Origin of the sequence: Pseudomonas sp. HMSC063H08 (genome assembly GCF_001813645.1) — a bacterium.
GTDB classification, from domain to species: Bacteria; Pseudomonadota; Gammaproteobacteria; order Pseudomonadales; family Pseudomonadaceae; genus Pseudomonas; species Pseudomonas aeruginosa.
In genome coordinates, this window is record NZ_KV813412.1 from 57,839 (window position 1) to 74,680 (window position 16,842).

Genomic DNA, 16,842 nt, shown 5'->3' on the forward strand with positions numbered 1-16,842 from the left:
GGGTTATTGTATCGGCGTCGCAGCGGCAGCCTAGTCATAGACTGTTGCGTTGCGGTGAAAGTCACAGTGTCCGGCGAACAGATGTTCACTTTATTCCCGCGTCCGCTTGCCGCCCTTGTCGTAGATCATTCCGGCTCCCCTCGTCCGGTTTCGTTCGACGTCACGGGGAGTTCCGGCTGCGAGCCGATCCAGCGTTGCAGTATGCGTTGCAATTCCGCCCGTTTGAATGGCTTGGCCAGGTAATCGTTCATTCCCGCCTGCAGGCAGTTCTCCCGATCGCCCTGCAGGGCGTTGGCGGTCAGGGCGATGATCGGTACCCGCCGGCCGTTCTCCTGGGCCCTGATTTCCCGTGTCGCCGAGTAGCCGTCGAGCACCGGCAGGCGGCAGTCCATCAGGATCGCGTCGTAGCGCTGGCGCTCGGCGCTGCGTACCGCCTGGATACCGTCGGCGACCAGGGTGACGTGATAGCCGAGGCTGCGCAACATGGCTTCTATGACTGTCTGGTTCACCGGATTGTCCTCGACCAGGAGGATTTCCTGACCGGCGGCGACCGGGGCGGCGTCGCCGGCGGCCTGCTGCCGGTGCGCCGGCGACTGCTGGAAGGGCAGCGGAATCTCCAGGGTGAAGGTCGATCCCGAGCCTTCCTTGCTCTCTGCCTGCAGGGTGCCGCCCATCCGTTCCGCCAGGGTCCTGGCGATCGCCAGGCCGAGCCCGGTGCCGCCGTAGCGCCGGGAAATCGACGAATCCGCTTGCTGGAAGGCGTCGAACATATGTTCCAGGCGTTCCGGCGAGATGCCGATGCCGCTGTCGTGCACCGCGCAGGTCAGCCACAGTACGTCGTGATCGAGCGCCTGCCACTCCAGGCTGAGATGGATGGCGCCTTCCTCGGTGAATTTCAGCGCATTACCCAGCAGATTCACCAGGATCTGTCGGATCCGCGTCGGATCGCCGCAGACCTCGATATTCTCCAGGCCGGCCTGGATCTGCAATTCCAGCGCCAGTCCGCGTTGCTGGGCGCTGTGCTGGAACACCAGGGCGGAGCCTTGCACCAGTTCCAGCAGGTTGAAGGGAATGCACTCCAGTTCCAGCGCGCCGCGTTCGATCCTTGAGAAATCGAGAATGTCGTTGATGACCTTCAGCAGGTGTTCGGTGGACTCGGTGGCCAGCGCCGTGTACTCGGCCTGTTCGCGGGTCTGCTCGGTGGTTTCCAGCAGTTGCAGCATGCCCAGCACGCCGTTCATCGGGGTGCGAAGCTCGTGGCTCATCATCGCCAGGAAGTCGGACTTCGCCCGGTTCGCCTGCTCCGCTTCCTCGCGGGCGCTGATCAATTGGCCGATCGCCTGTTCCTGTTCCCGGCTCGCGCGGTCCAGCCCGCTGGCGAGATTGTTGATGTGACGGGCCAGGTCGCCGATCTCGCCGTCGTCGAGGATCGGCAGGCTGGTCTTGTAGTCGCCGCTCTGGATCGCCTCGACCGCCTGGCCCATGGTGCTGATCGGCGCCGACAGGCGCTGCGCCAGGCGGCGCGCGACGAGGAAGGTGAGGATCAGGGCGAAGGCGGCCAGCAGGGCGGCCTTCAGGAGGATTTCCTGTTGCCGCTGGCTGAAGGCGTCGTTGGACATGCCGACCACCACCCGGCCGAGGTAGTCCTCGCCGGACTGGCCGTCGCCTTCGCTGGCGCCGTCCAGCAGCGGGTCGCTGGCCAGGGCGATGCGCTGGCGCTGGATGGTGGAGTGGAAGATGTCGATCGGCGCGGCGTTCTGCAACGCGCCGGACAACTGTTCGACGTACACCAGGATATTGTCGTTGCGGTCGCGTACCTCGATGAAGCGCACATGCGGGGTGTCGAGGGTGGCCTGCAGCAGCTTCTGCAGCACGGGCGTGTTGCCGGCGATCACGCCGTATTCGGCGGCCGGCGCCAACTGGTCGGCGATCAACTGGCCGGTATGGGTCAGTTCCTGGCGCAGGTCCTGCAAGCGGGAGTAGGTGAAGTAGGCGGTGAGCAGCAGGGTCAGCAACAGCGCCGGGCCCAGGCTGATCGCCAGCATGCGGGTACGGATGTCCCAGCCGTGGCGCTGGCTCATGGTTCTTCTCCTTCGGCGAGGCGCCGGCCGAGGTCGGCGTCGCTGGCCAGGTCGATACCCAGGGAGCGGGCTACCTGCCGATTGCCGAGCACCTTGAAATGTCCTGGATAGAGGCTGAGGGGCCAGTGCCTGGGCGCCTGGCCGAGCAGTTCGTCGAGGGTGTCCAGCCAGTCCTCCTGGTCGCTGTAGCTGCTCGCCAGGCTGCCGGCCTTGACGAAGGCTGCGGTGGGTCCGAGCAGCGCGCGGTTCTTGGCGTAGCTGCCGAGCAGCAGGCTCTTGATGCTCTGCGAGTTGTACAGCTGTTTGTCGTCGATGCCGAGCAGCAGGTCACTATTGCCGAGCAGGAACTGCAGCGGGCGCGGGTCGTCGTTGCCGCTGCTGCTGGCGACGAACAGCTCGAGCCCCTGGCTGCGGGCCTCGCGACGAAGCTCGTCGAGGAGGAATTCGCTGTCCTTGCCGTAGAGCACGCCGATGCGCTGGATGCCCGGCAGGATCAGGCGCGCCAGGCGGAGCTGGCGGGCCGCCGGCGGGTCGCTCCAGAGTACGCAGAGCCCTCCGACGCCGTGTCCGCCATGCCCGTTGGCGCCTGGCAGCAGGCGCTGGCCATCGACCCGGTTGAGCAGCAGCGCCAGGGTCGGTGGCGCCCGGTGCTGGCGCAGGCGCCAGGCCAGGGCCTCGGGGCCGAGCAGGAGCAGGCGGGTGTCGTCGTTGAAGACCATCCCCTCCGCCAGGGCCGCGGGCGTGCGCAGTTCCACCTGGTCCTGCGGCCGTCGCTGCGACAGGGCGTCGCGAAAGGCGTTCACCGCGGCCCCCTGGTTGGCGCTGACCAGGACCAGTTGCGCGGCCTCGCCGACATGCGCGAGACAGCAGACGACGAGCGCGAGCAGCGCCTGGAAAGCCCGACGGGCGGGGCGCAAGCGACGCATCTAGAACGTCACCTCGGCGCTGAAGTAGAGCAGGTGGCGGCTGTCGTAGCGGTTGTCGGGAAACGTCAGCGGTTGGTCGTCGAGACGCTGTTGGAGCACGCCGGCCAATTCCAGGGCGGCCTTGCCCAGGGTAATGCGCTTGGCCAGGCGCAGGTCGACGCGTTCGAAACGATGTCCATTGAGCGAATCGTCGCCGTAATAGAAGAGGGCGCTGGACCAGCCTTGGCCCCAGTCGTGCATCCAGCCGGCCGAGCCGCCGTGGCGGGCGGTCAGGCGCCGGTCGTAGCGACTGGTGGCGTCGTAGTCGAGATAGGCGTAGGTGGCGCGCAGGCGGTCGCGTAGGCCCAGGCGCCAGTCGAGCTGGCCTTCCGCGCCGGAGAAGCGGATGCGATCGCCGTTGTCCGGACTGAAGTCGACGACGCTGAGCGGATCGCTGATCAGTCCGGTGATTTCCTCGTGGAACAGGCGTACATCCACGGCCAGTCCGGTCTCGCGGAAAAAACCGTTGTAGCCGATCTCGCGCGAACGGGTGTGTTCCTTGCCCAGGTCGCCGGGGCCGTGGGCGCTGGCGAAGTAGTAGGCTTCGCTCTGCCCATAGGGCGTCGGTGTCAGGTGGCGGACCCGGTAGCGCCAGTCGACGTCGTTTTCGTACATGCCCGGTGACCGCACTGCCTCCGAATAGACCGCGCGCAGGCTGTGCTGGGGGTTGAACAGGTAGTTCACCGCCAGCCGCGGGCTGAACGAACTGCCGGAGCCCTCGACGTCTTCGAGCATCCCCCCGCCCTGCAGCAGCCAGTGTTCGCCGGCATGCCACTCCAATTGGCTGAACAGCCGCCAGATCTGGCTGCTGACCCTGCCGCCGTAGAAGGTCTCGGAGTTTGCCTGGTCGTAGCGGTAGCTCAGGCCGTTCAGCAGGCGCAGGTTGTCGCCCAGGCTGAGGGTGTCCTGCATCTCCAGGTCGTAGCGGCTTTCCCGGATGTTGCGGTCGACCCGTCCGCAGACCGGACGCAGTCCGCCATTGCGTAGCTGGTCGAGGACCTGGGTCGCCAGTTGCAACTCCTGGGCGCTGCCGGGCGGCAGCCGGGTCGGATCGTCGGCGAACCTGCGCAGGTAGTCCGGGTTCAGTTCCCAGAGCTGCGCCAGTTGCGGGCTGAAGGCAATGGCCGCCTCGCAGGCGTTCCATTCCTGCCGGCGCTCCCAGTGCTGTGCGTAGCCTTGTATATAGAAGCTGTGGCGCGGGTCGAGGTCGACATTCCAGCGCAGCGAACCGGCATAGTCGTGGGCGAGCGTATCGGAGTTGTCGATGTCGTCGGGAACCTGGGGAAACGGCGAGCGGTAGGCGTAGGGGTGCTGGTTCGAGCCTTCCTTGGCCGCCAGTTGCCACTCCAGGCTCTGGTTCGGCGCCAGGCTGTGGCTGGCGTTGAGGTTGAAGCGGCTGAGCCGGCGGCCGTCGCGCAGGGCGTGACCGTCGTGGTCGCGGTCGAAGCCGTCGTCTTCCTGGCCGGACAGCGACAGGCGGAAGTCGCTGTCTTCCAGGGCGATGCTCTGGCTGGCGTACCAGTCGCGGATGCCGCGCTGGCCCGCCGTGTACTTCAGGCGCGTGCCGGGCGACTCGCCGGGGGCGCGGGTGATGATGTTGATCACCCCCATCAATGCGTTGGCGCCGTAGCTGACGGTATTCGGCCCACGGAACACTTCGATCCGCTCGACATCCTCGAGGGCCAGCGGCAGGTCGCTCCAGTCGACGCTGGCAAGGCCCGGGCGGTACACCGAGCGGCCGTCGATCAGCACCTGCAGGCGCCGCGCCCCCGACATGCTGGTGCCGTGGTAGTTGACCGTGGGCTGGTTGCCGGACAGGTAGCCGACCATCATGCCCGGGACCAGGCGCATCAGTTCGGGAATGTCGCGGGCGCCGCTGGCGACGATCAGCTCGCGGTCGAGCACGCTGATGCTGCCGGGAACTTCCGCCGGGGATTGTTTCAGGCGTGTCGCGGTCAATACTTCGGGAACGCCGCTGGGATCGTTGAACAGGTCGGCGGCCGCGAGCTTGCCGCCGAACAGCAGGGCCAGCAGGGTCAGGGAGGCGGGAGCACGCGAAGCGATGGGCACGGAACGACCTTGTTCTCGATAGGTATTGTCTGGCCCGGGCATGGTAAACGAGGCGCGGGCTTTTGCCAGCGCCGGCGTCAAGACTGGTCGGCCGGCTGGCCGACCGTATAATGGCGTGATTGCCGCGTGGCGGCCAGAAATGGATGAATCATGACAGAGCAGCAACCGATTGCCGTGCTCGGCGGCGGCAGTTTCGGCACCGCCATCGCCAACCTGCTGGCCGAGAACGGCCAGGCGGTCCGCCAGTGGATGCGCGACCCGGAGCAGGCCGAGGCGATCCGCAGCCGACGCGAGAACCCGCGCTACCTGAAAGGGGTCAAGGTGCATCCCGGGGTCGAGCCGGTCACCGACCTGGAGCGCACCCTGGCCGATTGCCAACTGATCTTCGTCGCCTTGCCCTCCAGCGCCCTGCGCAAGGTGCTGCAACCACACCAGGCGGCATTGACGGACAAGCTGCTGGTGAGCCTGACCAAGGGCATCGAGGCGCACACCTTCAAGCTGATGAGTGAGATCCTCGAGGAAATCGCCCCGCAAGCCCGCATCGGGGTGATTTCCGGCCCGAACCTGGCGCGCGAGATCGCAGAGCACGAGCTGACCGCCACGGTGGTCGCCAGCGAGGACGACGAGCTGTGCGCCCGCGTCCAGGCGGCCCTGCACGGCCGCACCTTCCGCGTCTACGCCAGCCGCGACCGCTTCGGAGTGGAACTCGGCGGTGCGCTGAAGAACGTCTACGCGATCATGGCCGGCCTGGCCGCGGCGATGGATATGGGCGAGAACACCCGCAGCATGCTGATTACCCGCGCGCTGGCGGAAATGACCCGGTTCGCCGTCAAGCTCGGTGCCAACCCGATGACCTTTCTCGGCCTCGCCGGCGTCGGCGACCTGATCGTCACCTGTTCCTCGCCGAAGAGCCGCAACTACCAGGTCGGCCACGCCCTCGGCGAGGGACTCAGCCTGGAGGAGGCGGTATCGCGCATGGGCGAGACCGCGGAGGGTGTGAACACTCTCAAGGTACTCAAGGAAAAGTCCGACGAGATGCAGGTGTACATGCCGCTGGTCGCCGGTCTCCATGCGATCCTCTTCGAAGGCCGCACCCTGGCACAGGTCATCCAGCTGCTGATGCGCGGCGAGCCGAAGACCGACGTCGATTTCATTCCCACCACCGGCTTCTGACGAGGAGACCGCCATGTCCGCAGACCCGCAAGCACGCGAATCGATCGCCATCCGCATCCTCTGGATGCTGCTGTTCGTCCTGGTCTGGCAGGTCGCCGAACTGCTCCTCGGGGCGGTGGTGGTGATCCAACTGGTCTACCGACTGATCTACGGCGCGCCGAACGGCAGCCTGATGGCTTTCGGCGACAGCCTCAGCCAGTACCTGGCGCAGATCGGCCGTTTCGGTACCTTCCACAGCGACGAGAAACCCTGGCCGTTCGCCGACTGGCCGAGCGCCCGCGCCGCCGAGGGCGAGGCCGCCCACAGCGTGCCGCCCGCCGCGCACCCGGCGCGCGACGAAGAGCCGAAGTTGTGAAGCTCTGGCTGTTGCGCCACGGCGAGGCCGAATCGCACGCCAGCCGGGACTCCGAGCGGCGCCTGACCGCCCATGGACGCAAGGAGGTGCTGCAGAGCGCCGCGCGGCTGGCCGGGTTGCCGCTGGACGGGATTCTCGCCAGCCCCTACGTGCGCGCCCAGCAGACCGCCGAGCTGGTGCGCGAGGCACTGGGGCTGGTCGAGCCGGTCGGTACCGCCCCCTGGTTGACCCCCGACGACGATCCGCGCGAGGTGCTCGGCTTCCTCGACGAGCGCAGCGAGCGCAATCTCCTGCTGGTCAGCCACCAGCCCCTGGTCGGAGCGCTGGGCGGTCTGCTGGTGCATGGCAACCGGCGTGATCCGTTGCCGATGAGCACTGCCTCGCTGGCCGAGCTGGAAGGCGACTTCGCCGCCGCCGGGCTGATGACCCTGGTCTCGCTGCATCACCCGCGGCACGGCTAGGAAGCGCCTGGCGCAACGACTACAAACCGAAACATTTCCCGGCTTGCCTGCGGTTGGCTGTGATGGAATATTCGACCAAGCAAGTGCTTGGTCGATCTCCCAGAACAACAACAACGGAGGCGGTACGTGGTCACTGCAAATCGTCTGCCGCTCGAAGTCTTCTTCGAGCGCGAAAAGCGTCATCCGCAACGGCGTTACCTGGTGCAGCCCATCGGTGGCGGCCGGGTCGAGGAGCTGAGCTGGGGCGAGGTGGGCGACCAGGCGCGGCGTGCAGCCGCCTGGTTGCGCAGCCTGGATCTCCCCGCCGGCAGCCGTATCGCGATCATCTCGAAGAACTGTGCGCACTGGATCGTCACTGACCTGGCGATCTGGATGGCCGGGCACGTTTCCGTCCCCCTCTATCCCAATCTCACCGCCGAGTCGGCGCGCCAGGTGCTGGAGCATTCCGAGTCGGCGGTGGTCTTCGTCGGCAAGCTCGACGACTGGCCGGCGATGGCGCCCGGAGTCCCCGAGGGCATACCGACCGTGGCCATGCCGTTGCACCCGGAAGGGCGTTTCGACCGCCAGTGGAGCGACCTGCAGGCCTGCGCGCCGCTCGAAGGCGACACGCCGACCGCCGCCGAGCAACTCGCCACCCTGATCTACACCTCTGGAACCACCGGCGTGCCCAAGGGGGTGATGCACAACTTCAGCAGTTTCGCCTTCGCCGCCAGCCGCGGCGTGGAACTGTTCGGCACTCGCGAAGACGACCGGATGCTCTCCTACCTGCCGCTGTGCCACGTGGCGGAGCGGATGTTCGTCGAGATGGGGTCGCTCTACGGGGGAACCACGGTGTTCTTCGCCGAAAGCCTGGACACCTTCGTCGAGGACATGAAGCGTGCGCGGCCGACCCTGCTGTTCGGCGTGCCGCGCATCTGGACCAAGTTCCAGATGGGGGTGTATTCGAAGATGCCGGCGCAGAAGCTCGACCGCCTGCTGAAGCTGCCGATCCTCGGCCGCATCGTCGGTCGCAAGGTGCTCGCCGGGCTAGGCCTGGACGCGGTGCGCTACGCGCTCTGCGGCGCGGCGCCGGTACCCGAGGCGCTGCTGCTCTGGTATCGCCGCCTGGGCCTGGACGTGCTCGAGGTCTACGGGATGACCGAGAACAGCGGCTACTCCCACGTCTGCCGGCCCGGCCGGCAGAAGACCGGCTGGATCGGCCAGAACAGCCCCGGCGTCGAGGTACGCATCAGCGACGAGGGCGAGGTGCAGGTGCGTAGCGGCGCAACCATGGTCGGCTACTACAAGGAGCCGGAGAAGACCGCCGAGGTGCTCACCTCCGACGGTTTCCTGCGCACCGGCGACAAGGGCGAGCAGGACGCCGACGGCAACCTGCGCCTGACCGGGCGGATGAAGGAAATCTTCAAGACCAGCAAGGGCAAGTACGTGGCGCCGGCGCCGATCGAGAATCGCCTGGCGGTGCACGATCGCATCGAGCAGGTCTGCGTGGTCGGCGAGGGCCTCAGCGCGCCGCTGGGGCTCTGCGTGCTCTCCGAGGTCGGTCGCCGGGAGGCCCTTAACGGTACCCGCGGGGCGCTGGAAAGCAGCCTGCGGGCGCACCTGGAACAGGTCAACGGTGCGCTCGACAAGCACGAGCGCCTGGTCGGCCTGGTCCTGGTGCAGGAAACCTGGGCGGTGGACAACGGTTTCCTCACGCCGACCTTGAAGATCAAGCGCAATATGGTGGAAGGTGCCTATGGCTCGCGCTTCCACGAATGGGTGGAACGCCGCGAGGCCGTGCTCTGGCACGAATGACTCCCACCGACGGGAAGCCCTTCCGGGCTTCCCCCTTGCGCAAGGAATTCCCATGAGCCTCTGGCGACAAACGCCCGACCTGGAGCAACTGAACGCCTCGCAGAAGAACAGCATCGGCGACCTGCTTGGCATCCGCTTCGAAGCCTTCGACGACGAGTCGCTGACCGCCAGCATGCCGGTCGACTCGCGTACCCACCAGCCGTTCGGCCTGCTGCATGGCGGCGCCTCGGTGGTCCTCGCGGAAAGCCTGGGCTCGATGGCCAGCTACCTGTGCGTCGACACCAGCCAGTACTACTGCGTCGGCCTGGAAGTGAACGCCAACCACCTGCGCGGCCTGCGCAGCGGCCGGGTCACTGCGGTGGCCAGGGCGATCCACCTGGGGCGTACCACCCATGTCTGGGACATCCGCCTCAGTGGCGACGACGGCAAGCCGAGCTGCATCGCCCGCCTGACCATGGCGGTGGTGCCGCTGGCGGGCAGGGCGGGCTGAGCGCGGTCCGCAATTTTGTCCAAGATCGTTCCGTCCCGCTGGCGGTAGAGTAGCGGGATGGAGCAGATCACCCATCTCAGCAGCGGGATTCCCGGCGTACGCCTGATCGACGCCGAGCACAACCGCTTTTCCTTTCCCCGGCACTTCCACCTGGAGTACCACATCGGCTTGCTGCTGCAGGGCCGGCATCGCTATGCCGCCGGCGGCGAACGGCGCCTGGCCGGGGCCGGCGACGCGTTGCTGATGGCGCCGGAAAGCATCCACGACGGCAGCAGCGCCGGCGAGGAGGGCTACCGTATCCGCGTCCTGGCGCTCGATGCCGACTGGCTGGAGCGCGCCAGCCGCGACTTCAGCGACGGCCGCCGGGGGGCGCCGCGCCTGACCAGCAGCCTGGTCCGCGACGAGCGTCTGCAGCAGCGCCTGCGTCAGTTGCACCTGGGCATGCTCGGCGGCGCGGCGGCGCTGGAGAACCGTCTGGCCCTGGAAGAGCATCTCTGGCAGGCGCTGGCCTGCCTGCTCAGCCTGGGCAGCAGCCTGCGCCTGGAGGAGGGTGACCGGCAAGGCTTCGGCCGGCGCGACTGGACGCGGCTGCGCGACTGGCTGGAGTCGCGCCTGGAATACCCGCCGAGCCTGGAGGAACTGGCCGCCTTCTGCGGCCTGAGCCCCTGGCAGGCGCTGCGGCGCTTCCGCCGTCACTGTGGCCTGCCGCCCCACCAGTGGCTGACCCAACTGCGTCTGGAGCGCGCCTTGCCGCTGGTACTGCGCGGCGAGCAGCCGTTGAGCCAGGTGGCCCAGCAGTTCGGTTTCTACGACCAGGCGCACTTCAGCCGTCTGTTCCGTCGCACCTACGGGTTACCGCCGGCGCGCCTGCGCCAGCGCTGAATCGCGTTTTCCTTTCCGATCCCTTTTTCGTGGAGTAGCCATGCAGGAATTGTCTGTCTTGCTGACCCTGGCGGCGGTGTTCGCCGTCGCCCTGGTCAGCCCCGGTCCCGATGTCGCCCTGGTGGTGCGCACGTCCCTGCACCAGGGGCGGCGGGCCGGCCTGGCCAGCGCGCTGGGGCTGGCCTGCGGGATTCTCCTGCATACCACCCTGGTGCTGACCGGCGTGTCGCTGCTGCTCAGCCGTACGCCTGTGCTGTTCGCCATCCTGCAGGCGCTCGGCGCGCTGTACCTGGCCTGGCTCGGCGTCGGCGCGCTGCGCGCCTGGCTGCGGCGCGGCGACGGCCAGCCGGGCCGGCTCGACGGGGCGCTGCCGCCGTCGCCCCTGGGGCCCTGGCTGCGCGGGGTGGCGACCAATCTGTTCAATCCCAAGGCGCTGGTGTTCTTCATCGCCTTGCTCGGCAGCCTGATTCCCGCGCAGATGTCGCTCGGCGGCAAGCTGGCGGTGGCGGCGCTGCTGTTCGGCATGGGCGCCTGCTGGTTCGGCCTGCTCAGCCTGACCCTTACCCGCCCGGCCCTGCAGGCCCGCCTGTTGCGCGCGGTGCCCTGGCTGGACGCGGCCTGCGGGGTGGTGTTCCTGCTGGTGGCGGCGGCGATCCTCGAGCATCTCGTCCGCTCTGCCTGAGGTTTTGGCCGCTTCGCCGTGCAAGGCAGCCGGCAAAGCCATTGCCGCCTCGGCGAGGCTGCCGGAGAATCCCTGGCATCAGTCCTGTCGAGACGTCGCGCATGTCGCAATCGGTTTTCTTCGCCCACGCCAACGGCTTCCCGTCGGCTACCTACGCCAAGCTGTTCGAGGCGTTGGCGCCGGAGTACCGGGTGGATCACCTGGAAATGCACGGGCACGACCCGCGTTTCCCGGTGAACGACAACTGGGACAACCTGGTGGACGAACTGCTGCACCACCTCGCCAGCCTGGAACAGCCGGTCTGGGGCGTCGGCCATTCCCTCGGCGGCGTGCTGCACTACCACGCGGCGCTGCGCCGGCCGGAACTCTACCGCGGCGTGGTGATGCTCGATTCGCCGGTGCTGACCCTCGCCGACCGCCTGGTGATCCGTGCCGCCAAGCGCTTCGGCTTCATCGACCGGATCACTCCGGCCGGGCGCACCCTGGGGCGTCGCGAGGCGTTCCCCGACCTGGAAGAGGCGCGGGCCTACTTCTCCGGCAAGGCGCTGTTCCGCCGTTTCGACCCCGACTGCCTGGAGGCCTACGTACGCCACGGGCTGGCCGACAGCGGCGGCGGTTCCGGCCTGCGCCTGCGCTTCGATCCGGCCACCGAGATCAGCATCTACCGCAGCGTGCCGCACAGCAGTCCGGGGCGTGCGCGGCAGTTGCAGGTGCCGCTGGCGATGGTGCGCGGGCGGCACAGCAAGGTGGTGTTGCCGCACCACACCCGGCTGATCCGGGCGATGCCGCGCGGCGAGTTCATGTCGCTGCCCGGCGGCCACATGTTCCCGCTGGAGCGCCCGCGGGAAACCGCCGAACTGCTGAAAGGCGTGTTCGATCGCTGGTCGCGGGCGACCGAGGAGCGTTCGGCATGAGCCTGCAGGTCGAGGAAGTACGCATCAGCCTGCCGCACATCGAACTGGCCGCGCATCTGTTCGGTCCGCCGGACGGCAAGCCGGTGATCGCCCTGCATGGCTGGCTGGACAACGCCATGAGCTTCTCGCGCCTGGCGCCGAAGCTCGCCGGGCTGCGTATCGTCGCCCTCGACTTCGCCGGCCACGGGCATTCCGCGCATCGTGCCGAGGGTGCCAGCTACCTGCTCTGGGACTACGCGCTGGACGTGCTGATGGTGGCCGAGCAACTGGGCTGGGAGCGGTTTTCCCTGTTGGGGCACTCGATGGGCGCCATCGTCTCGGTGCTGCTCGCCGGGGCCTTGCCCGAGCGCATCGAGCGGCTGGCGTTGATCGATGGCCTGATTCCCTACACTGGCGAAGCCGACAAGGCGCCGCAGAAGCTCGGCGAAGCGCTGAAGGCGCAACTGGCGCTACGCCACAAGCGCAAGCCGGTCTATGCCGAGCTGGAAAAAGCCGTGGAAGCGCGGATGCGCGGGGTCGGCGAGATCTCCCGGGAGGCCGCCGAACTGCTTGCCCAGCGCGGCCTGGAACCGGTGCCCGGCGGCTATACCTGGCGCACCGACGCGCGCCTGACCCTACCGTCGCCGCTGCGCCTGACCCAGGCCCACGCGCTGAACTTCGTGCGCAGCGTGGAATGCCCGGTCAGCCTGGTACTGGCCGAACAGGGCATGCTGGCGGTGGAGCCGCGCATGCGGGCGCTGCTGGAGACCCTGCCGTTCGAGCGGCACCACCTGCCGGGCGGGCATCACCTGCATCTGGACGACGAGGCCGGGGCGCAGGCGGTGGCCAGGGTCTTCGCGGCCTTCTTCGCGCGCTGAAACACCGGCTTGCCGTTGTTTCCTTGACTATTCCGGGTCCAGCCGTAAGGCTGGACGGATCGTTACGGAGAGTCACCGCATGATCGATCTCTACACCGCCGCCACGCCGAACGGCCACAAGGTTTCCATCGCCCTCGAGGAAATGGGCCTGCCCTACAGGGTGCACGCGCTGTCGTTCGACAAGAAGGAGCAGAAGGCTCCGGAATTCCTCAGGATCAATCCCAACGGCCGCATCCCGGCCATCGTCGACCGCGACAACGACGACTTCGCCGTCTTCGAGTCGGGCGCGATCCTCATCTACCTCGCCGAGAAGACCGGGCAACTGATGCCCGCCGACGTCAAGGGCCGCTCGCGGGTGATCCAGTGGCTGATGTTCCAGATGGGCGGGGTCGGCCCGATGCAGGGGCAGGCCAACGTGTTCTTCCGTTATTTCCCGGAGAAGTTGCAGGGCGCCATCGACCGCTACCAGCATGAGACCCGGCGCCTCTACGAAGTTCTCGACGGTCGCCTGGGCGAGGCCGAGTACCTCGCCGGCGACTACAGCATTGCCGACATCGCCACCTATCCCTGGGTGCGCATCCACGACTGGTCCGGTGTCGCCGTCGACGGGCTGGACAACCTGCAGCGCTGGATCGCCGCCATCGAGGCGCGTCCCGCGGTGCAGCGCGGACTGCTGGTGCCGCGGCGGGAGAAGGAGGGCGACGACGCCATCCGTACCGCCCAGTCGATGCTGACCCGTTGAGGGCCGGTATGCGAGGGTTCCTGTTGCTATCCCTGGGCGTTTTCAGCTTTTCGGCGCTGGCCGCCGACCTTCCCGGCAGCCATGACCTGGACGTCCTGCCGCGCTTCCCGCGCGCCGAGATCGTCGACTTCCGCCAGGCGCCGAGCGAGGAGCGGATCTACCCGCTAGGGGCGATCAGCCGCATCAGCGGTCGCCTGCGCATGGAGGGCGAGGTGCGCGCCGAAGGCGAGCTGACCGCGCTGACCTACCGCTTGCCGCCCGAGCACAGCAGCCAGGAGGCGTTCGCCGCGGCGCGCACCGCGCTGCTCAAGGCCGACGCCACGCCGTTGTTCTGGTGCGAGCGGCGCGACTGCGGCTCCAGCAGCCTGCTGGCCAACGCCGTGTTCGGCAATGCCAAGCTGTACGGCCCGGACGAGCAGCAGGCCTACCTGCTGGTGCGCCTGGCGGCGCCACAGGAGAACAGCCTGGTGGCGGTCTACTCGATCACCCGCGGCAATCGCCGCGCCTACCTGCAGGCCGAGGAACTCAAGGCCGATGCGCCGCTGGGGGAACTGCTGCCGAGCCCGGCGACCCTGCTGCGCCTGCTCAAGGCCAACGGCGAACTGACCCTCAGCCATGTGCCGGCGGAGCCGGCCGGCTCCTGGCTGGAGTTGCTGGTGCGGACCCTGCGCCTGGATACCGGGGTGCGGGTCGAGCTGTCCGGCAAGCACGCCCAGGAGTGGCGCGACGCCCTGCGCGGGCAGGGCGTGCTGAACAGCCGCATGGAGCTGGGCCAGTCGGAGGTCGAGGGCCTGCACCTCAACTGGCTGCGTTGAACGCGTTCGCCCGGGCCTGCGGGCCCGGGCGATGGTGAAAATGCCTTCGGCAAGGCCGCCCGCCAGAGTAGACTGCCTTTCCCCCGCGCCCCACGCTCCGGCTGGAAACGGCGCACGCCGAGCGCTGTCTATCGGTGTATCCCCCTTTGAGGAAGGCCTGCCTTGATGTTCGATAACGATCGGCTGTTGCTTCGCGTGCTGTTGTTCGGCCTGCTCGGTGCCAGTCTCTGGGTGCTGGCGCCATTCTGGTCGGCGCTGTTCTGGGCCGCGGTGCTGGCTTTCGCCAGTTGGCCGCTGATGCGTATGCTCACGCGCCTGCTCGGTGGCCGCGAGTCGCTGGCGGCGGGCCTGCTGACCCTGGGCTGGATCGTCCTGGTGGCGTTGCCGCTGATCTGGCTCGGCTTCGGCCTGGCGGACAACGTTCGTTCGCTGATGGAGCTATTGAAGAATCTCCAGGTCGAGGGCCTGCCGCCGCCGCCTTCGTGGATGGCCGGCGTTCCGCTGATCGGCGACCGCCTGATCGGCTGGTGGAACTCCATCGACCAACAGGGCGTGGCGTTCTTCTACGTGCTCAAGCCCTATGTCGGCGAGGTCGGCAACTGGCTGCTGGCGCGCAGCGCGAAGATCGGTGGAGGGATCCTGGAACTGGTCCTCAGTCTGATCCTGATCTTCTTCTTCTACCGCGACGGGCCGCGCCTGGAGTCCATCGTCCACCGTGCCCTGGAACGCCTGATCGGCAACCGCGCGGAGCACTATCGCGACCTTGTCGCCGGCACCGTACAGCGGGTGGTCAACGGGGTGATCGGCACCGCCGCGGCGCAAGCCCTGCTGGCCTGGATCGGCTTCACGATCGCCGGCGTACCGGGAGCCATGCTGCTCGGCCTGCTGACCTTCGCCTGCAGCCTGCTGATGGTCCCGCCGCTGGTCTGGGGCCCGGCCACCGCCTGGCTGTTCTTCAAGGGCGACTATGGCCACGGGGTGTTCCTCGGCCTGTGGGGCTTCTTCATCATCAGCGGGGTGGACAACATCCTCAAACCCTACCTGATCAGCCGTGGCGGCAACCTGCCGCTGGTGGTGGTGCTGCTCGGGGTGTTCGGCGGCCTGCTGGCGTTCGGCTTCATGGGCCTGTTCCTCGGCCCGATCCTGCTGGCAGTGGCCTACAACCTGCTCAGCGACTGGATCGCCAGCACGCCGCGGACGCCGCCCGGCGAAGGGCGCGGCCCGGATGCCTGAGTGACGAAGGAGAAAAAGCCCCGCGATGCGGGGCTTTTTGCGTCTGCGGGGCTACAGGTGTTCGCTGCGGGCCGCCACGTACTGGCTGCGCCCGGCGCCGAGGCCGAACAGGGTAGCGGCGATGGCGACGCCGATGAAGATATAGCCGACCGCGTTCCAGCCGCCGGTCAGGTCGTGGACCACGCCGACCATGAACGGTCCCATGGCCGCCAGGGTGTAGCCGACGCCCTGGGCCATGCCCGACAGATGCGAGGCGACGTGGGCGTCGCGCGAGCGCAGGACGATCAGCGCCAGGGCGATGCTGAAGGTGCCGCCCTGGCCGAGGCCGAGCAGGACCGCCCAGCCCCAGATGGTCGGCAGCGGCGCATAGAGGAAGCCGAGCAGGCCGGCGAGGGTGGTAGCCATCACCAGCACCACCGCCAGGCGCTGGTCCCTGGCGCGAGCGGCGAGCCAGGGCGCGAGCAGGGCGGTGATCAGTTGCAGCATCACCGAGCCGGACAGCACCAGGCCGGCTTCCACCGCAGTCATGCCGCGGTCGATCAGGATCGACGGCAGCCAACCGAAGACGATGTAGGCCAGGGACGATTGCAGGCCCATGTACAGCGTGACCTGCCAGGCCAGCGGGTCGCGCCACAGGCCGACGACACGGAAGGCCTGGCGATGGGCGTGCTGGCCCTGGCGGGTCTGCGGCAGCCAGAAGGCGGCGGCGAGGATCGCCGGCAGCGACCAGAACGCCAGCGCCAGTTCCCAGTTGCCGAAGAGCTTCTCCAGCGGCGCGGTGGCGCCGGCGGCGAGCGCGGCCCCCAGGCACAGGGCCATGGTGTAGACCCCGGTCATCACCCCGGCCTGGCGCGGGAAGTCGCGTTTGACGATGCCCGGCAGGAGCACGCCGATGATGCCGATGCTGGCGCCGGCCAGGACGCTGCCGGCGAACAGGCCGAACACCGGGAACAGGCTGCGCAGGACGATGCCGCCGGCCAGGCAGAAGAGGATCAGCAGCACGCTGCGTTCGGCGCCGATACGCCGGGCCAGGCGCGGCGCGAGCGGCGCGAACAACCCCAGGCAGAGTACCGGCGCGGTGGTCAGCAGGCCGGCGGCGGCGGCCGAGAGGCCGGTATCGTCGCGTACCTGGTTGAGCAGGGGGGCGAGGCTGGACAGCGCCGGGCGCAGGTTCAGCGCCACCAGCACCAGGCCCAGCAGGAGCAGCCAGGGGCGTAGCGGCGGCGCCGGCGGGGCTGGTTCGTCGTCGACTTCGGCATCGATCAGCAGTTCTTCCGGAGGATGGCCGGGGTGCGCTCCCGGCCGGGCATTCAAGGCGTGAGTCATGG

General features: G+C 68.1%; 16 protein-coding genes. 12 read left to right on the plus strand and 4 right to left on the minus strand.

Annotated elements, in window-relative coordinates; translation table 11 throughout:
• Positions 1–125 precede the first annotated feature (125 nt).
• The 3 genes from HMPREF2924_RS09745 to HMPREF2924_RS09755 form a co-directional block, all read right to left on the minus strand.
• Complete coding sequence (locus HMPREF2924_RS09745) at positions 126–2,081, minus strand: ATP-binding protein (protein WP_003132908.1); 1,956 nt, start codon at positions 2,079–2,081, stop codon at positions 126–128.
• Positions 2,078–2,836, minus strand: coding sequence for a hypothetical protein (locus HMPREF2924_RS09750; RefSeq protein ID WP_003132907.1), 759 nt, complete (start codon positions 2,834–2,836; stop codon positions 2,078–2,080). The genes HMPREF2924_RS09745 and HMPREF2924_RS09750 overlap by 4 nt, the downstream gene beginning before the upstream one ends.
• Positions 2,837–3,007: 171 nt before the next feature.
• A complete protein-coding gene (locus HMPREF2924_RS09755; RefSeq protein WP_003132906.1) occupies positions 3,008–5,116 on the minus strand; it encodes a TonB-dependent receptor plug domain-containing protein in 2,109 nt (702 codons plus the stop codon).
• A gap of 150 nt (positions 5,117–5,266) precedes the next feature.
• Here HMPREF2924_RS09755 and HMPREF2924_RS09760 point away from each other — a divergent pair, with 150 nt between their 5' ends.
• From HMPREF2924_RS09760 to HMPREF2924_RS09815, 12 genes are all read left to right on the plus strand, one after another.
• Positions 5,267–6,289 carry an NAD(P)H-dependent glycerol-3-phosphate dehydrogenase gene (locus HMPREF2924_RS09760; RefSeq protein ID WP_003097883.1) on the plus strand — a complete coding sequence of 341 codons (1,023 nt, stop codon included), beginning with the start codon at positions 5,267–5,269 and terminating at the stop codon, positions 6,287–6,289.
• 13 nt (positions 6,290–6,302) lie between these two features.
• A complete protein-coding gene (locus tag HMPREF2924_RS09765) occupies positions 6,303–6,644 on the plus strand; it encodes a DUF4389 domain-containing protein (protein WP_003097882.1) in 342 nt (113 codons plus the stop codon).
• Entirely contained in the window at positions 6,641–7,105 is a 465-nt protein-coding gene (gene sixA, locus HMPREF2924_RS09770; protein ID WP_003087483.1) for a phosphohistidine phosphatase SixA, read from the plus strand. The genes HMPREF2924_RS09765 and sixA overlap by 4 nt, the downstream gene beginning before the upstream one ends.
• A 126-nt stretch (positions 7,106–7,231) precedes the next feature.
• Positions 7,232–8,899 carry an AMP-binding protein gene (locus HMPREF2924_RS09775; protein ID WP_003132905.1) on the plus strand — a complete coding sequence of 556 codons (1,668 nt, stop codon included), beginning with the start codon at positions 7,232–7,234 and terminating at the stop codon, positions 8,897–8,899.
• Between the two features lie 52 nt (positions 8,900–8,951).
• Complete coding sequence (locus tag HMPREF2924_RS09780; protein ID WP_003087490.1) at positions 8,952–9,389, plus strand: hotdog fold thioesterase; 438 nt, start codon at positions 8,952–8,954, stop codon at positions 9,387–9,389.
• A gap of 57 nt (positions 9,390–9,446) precedes the next feature.
• On the plus strand, positions 9,447–10,271 hold the full coding sequence (locus HMPREF2924_RS09785) for an AraC family transcriptional regulator (RefSeq protein WP_003109956.1): 825 nt from the start codon (positions 9,447–9,449) through the stop codon (positions 10,269–10,271).
• Between the two features lie 40 nt (positions 10,272–10,311).
• Positions 10,312–10,953, plus strand: a complete 642-nt coding sequence (locus HMPREF2924_RS09790) for a LysE family translocator (RefSeq protein WP_003120430.1) — start codon at positions 10,312–10,314, stop codon at positions 10,951–10,953.
• A gap of 101 nt (positions 10,954–11,054) precedes the next feature.
• Entirely contained in the window at positions 11,055–11,867 is an 813-nt protein-coding gene (locus tag HMPREF2924_RS09795) for an alpha/beta fold hydrolase (protein ID WP_003087496.1), read from the plus strand.
• Positions 11,864–12,724, plus strand: coding sequence for an alpha/beta fold hydrolase (locus HMPREF2924_RS09800; protein WP_003097867.1), 861 nt, complete (start codon positions 11,864–11,866; stop codon positions 12,722–12,724). The genes HMPREF2924_RS09795 and HMPREF2924_RS09800 overlap by 4 nt, the downstream gene beginning before the upstream one ends.
• 79 nt (positions 12,725–12,803) lie before the next feature.
• A complete protein-coding gene (locus HMPREF2924_RS09805; protein WP_003087500.1) occupies positions 12,804–13,466 on the plus strand; it encodes a glutathione S-transferase family protein in 663 nt (220 codons plus the stop codon).
• 8 nt (positions 13,467–13,474) lie between these two features.
• Entirely contained in the window at positions 13,475–14,281 is an 807-nt protein-coding gene (locus HMPREF2924_RS09810) for a DUF4892 domain-containing protein (RefSeq protein WP_003087504.1), read from the plus strand.
• A gap of 165 nt (positions 14,282–14,446) precedes the next feature.
• Positions 14,447–15,514 (plus strand): AI-2E family transporter, encoded by a 1,068-nt coding sequence (locus tag HMPREF2924_RS09815; protein ID WP_003087507.1) that lies wholly within the window; start codon positions 14,447–14,449, stop codon positions 15,512–15,514.
• A gap of 51 nt (positions 15,515–15,565) precedes the next feature.
• Here HMPREF2924_RS09815 and HMPREF2924_RS09820 read toward each other — a convergent pair whose 3' ends face one another.
• Positions 15,566–16,840, minus strand: a complete 1,275-nt coding sequence (locus HMPREF2924_RS09820; RefSeq protein WP_003136147.1) for a CynX/NimT family MFS transporter — start codon at positions 16,838–16,840, stop codon at positions 15,566–15,568.
• Between the last annotated feature and the right edge of the window lie 2 nt (positions 16,841–16,842).

What these genes read in the sequence shown, in the direction of transcription:
- HMPREF2924_RS09820 (WP_003136147.1), bottom strand. Translation starts at nt 16,840, where the DNA reads ATGACTCACGCCTTGAATGCCCGGCCGGGAGCGCACCCCGGCCATCCT.
- HMPREF2924_RS09795 (WP_003087496.1), top strand. Translation starts at nt 11,055, where the DNA reads ATGTCGCAATCGGTTTTCTTCGCCCACGCCAACGGCTTCCCGTCGGCT.
- HMPREF2924_RS09765 (WP_003097882.1), top strand. Translation starts at nt 6,303, where the DNA reads ATGTCCGCAGACCCGCAAGCACGCGAATCGATCGCCATCCGCATCCTC.
- HMPREF2924_RS09780 (WP_003087490.1), top strand. Translation starts at nt 8,952, where the DNA reads ATGAGCCTCTGGCGACAAACGCCCGACCTGGAGCAACTGAACGCCTCG.
- HMPREF2924_RS09760 (WP_003097883.1), top strand. Translation starts at nt 5,267, where the DNA reads ATGACAGAGCAGCAACCGATTGCCGTGCTCGGCGGCGGCAGTTTCGGC.
- HMPREF2924_RS09815 (WP_003087507.1), top strand. Translation starts at nt 14,447, where the DNA reads ATGTTCGATAACGATCGGCTGTTGCTTCGCGTGCTGTTGTTCGGCCTG.
- HMPREF2924_RS09800 (WP_003097867.1), top strand. Translation starts at nt 11,864, where the DNA reads ATGAGCCTGCAGGTCGAGGAAGTACGCATCAGCCTGCCGCACATCGAA.
- HMPREF2924_RS09745 (WP_003132908.1), bottom strand. Translation starts at nt 2,081, where the DNA reads ATGAGCCAGCGCCACGGCTGGGACATCCGTACCCGCATGCTGGCGATC.
- HMPREF2924_RS09790 (WP_003120430.1), top strand. Translation starts at nt 10,312, where the DNA reads ATGCAGGAATTGTCTGTCTTGCTGACCCTGGCGGCGGTGTTCGCCGTC.
- HMPREF2924_RS09785 (WP_003109956.1), top strand. Translation starts at nt 9,447, where the DNA reads ATGGAGCAGATCACCCATCTCAGCAGCGGGATTCCCGGCGTACGCCTG.
- HMPREF2924_RS09805 (WP_003087500.1), top strand. Translation starts at nt 12,804, where the DNA reads ATGATCGATCTCTACACCGCCGCCACGCCGAACGGCCACAAGGTTTCC.
- HMPREF2924_RS09810 (WP_003087504.1), top strand. Translation starts at nt 13,475, where the DNA reads ATGCGAGGGTTCCTGTTGCTATCCCTGGGCGTTTTCAGCTTTTCGGCG.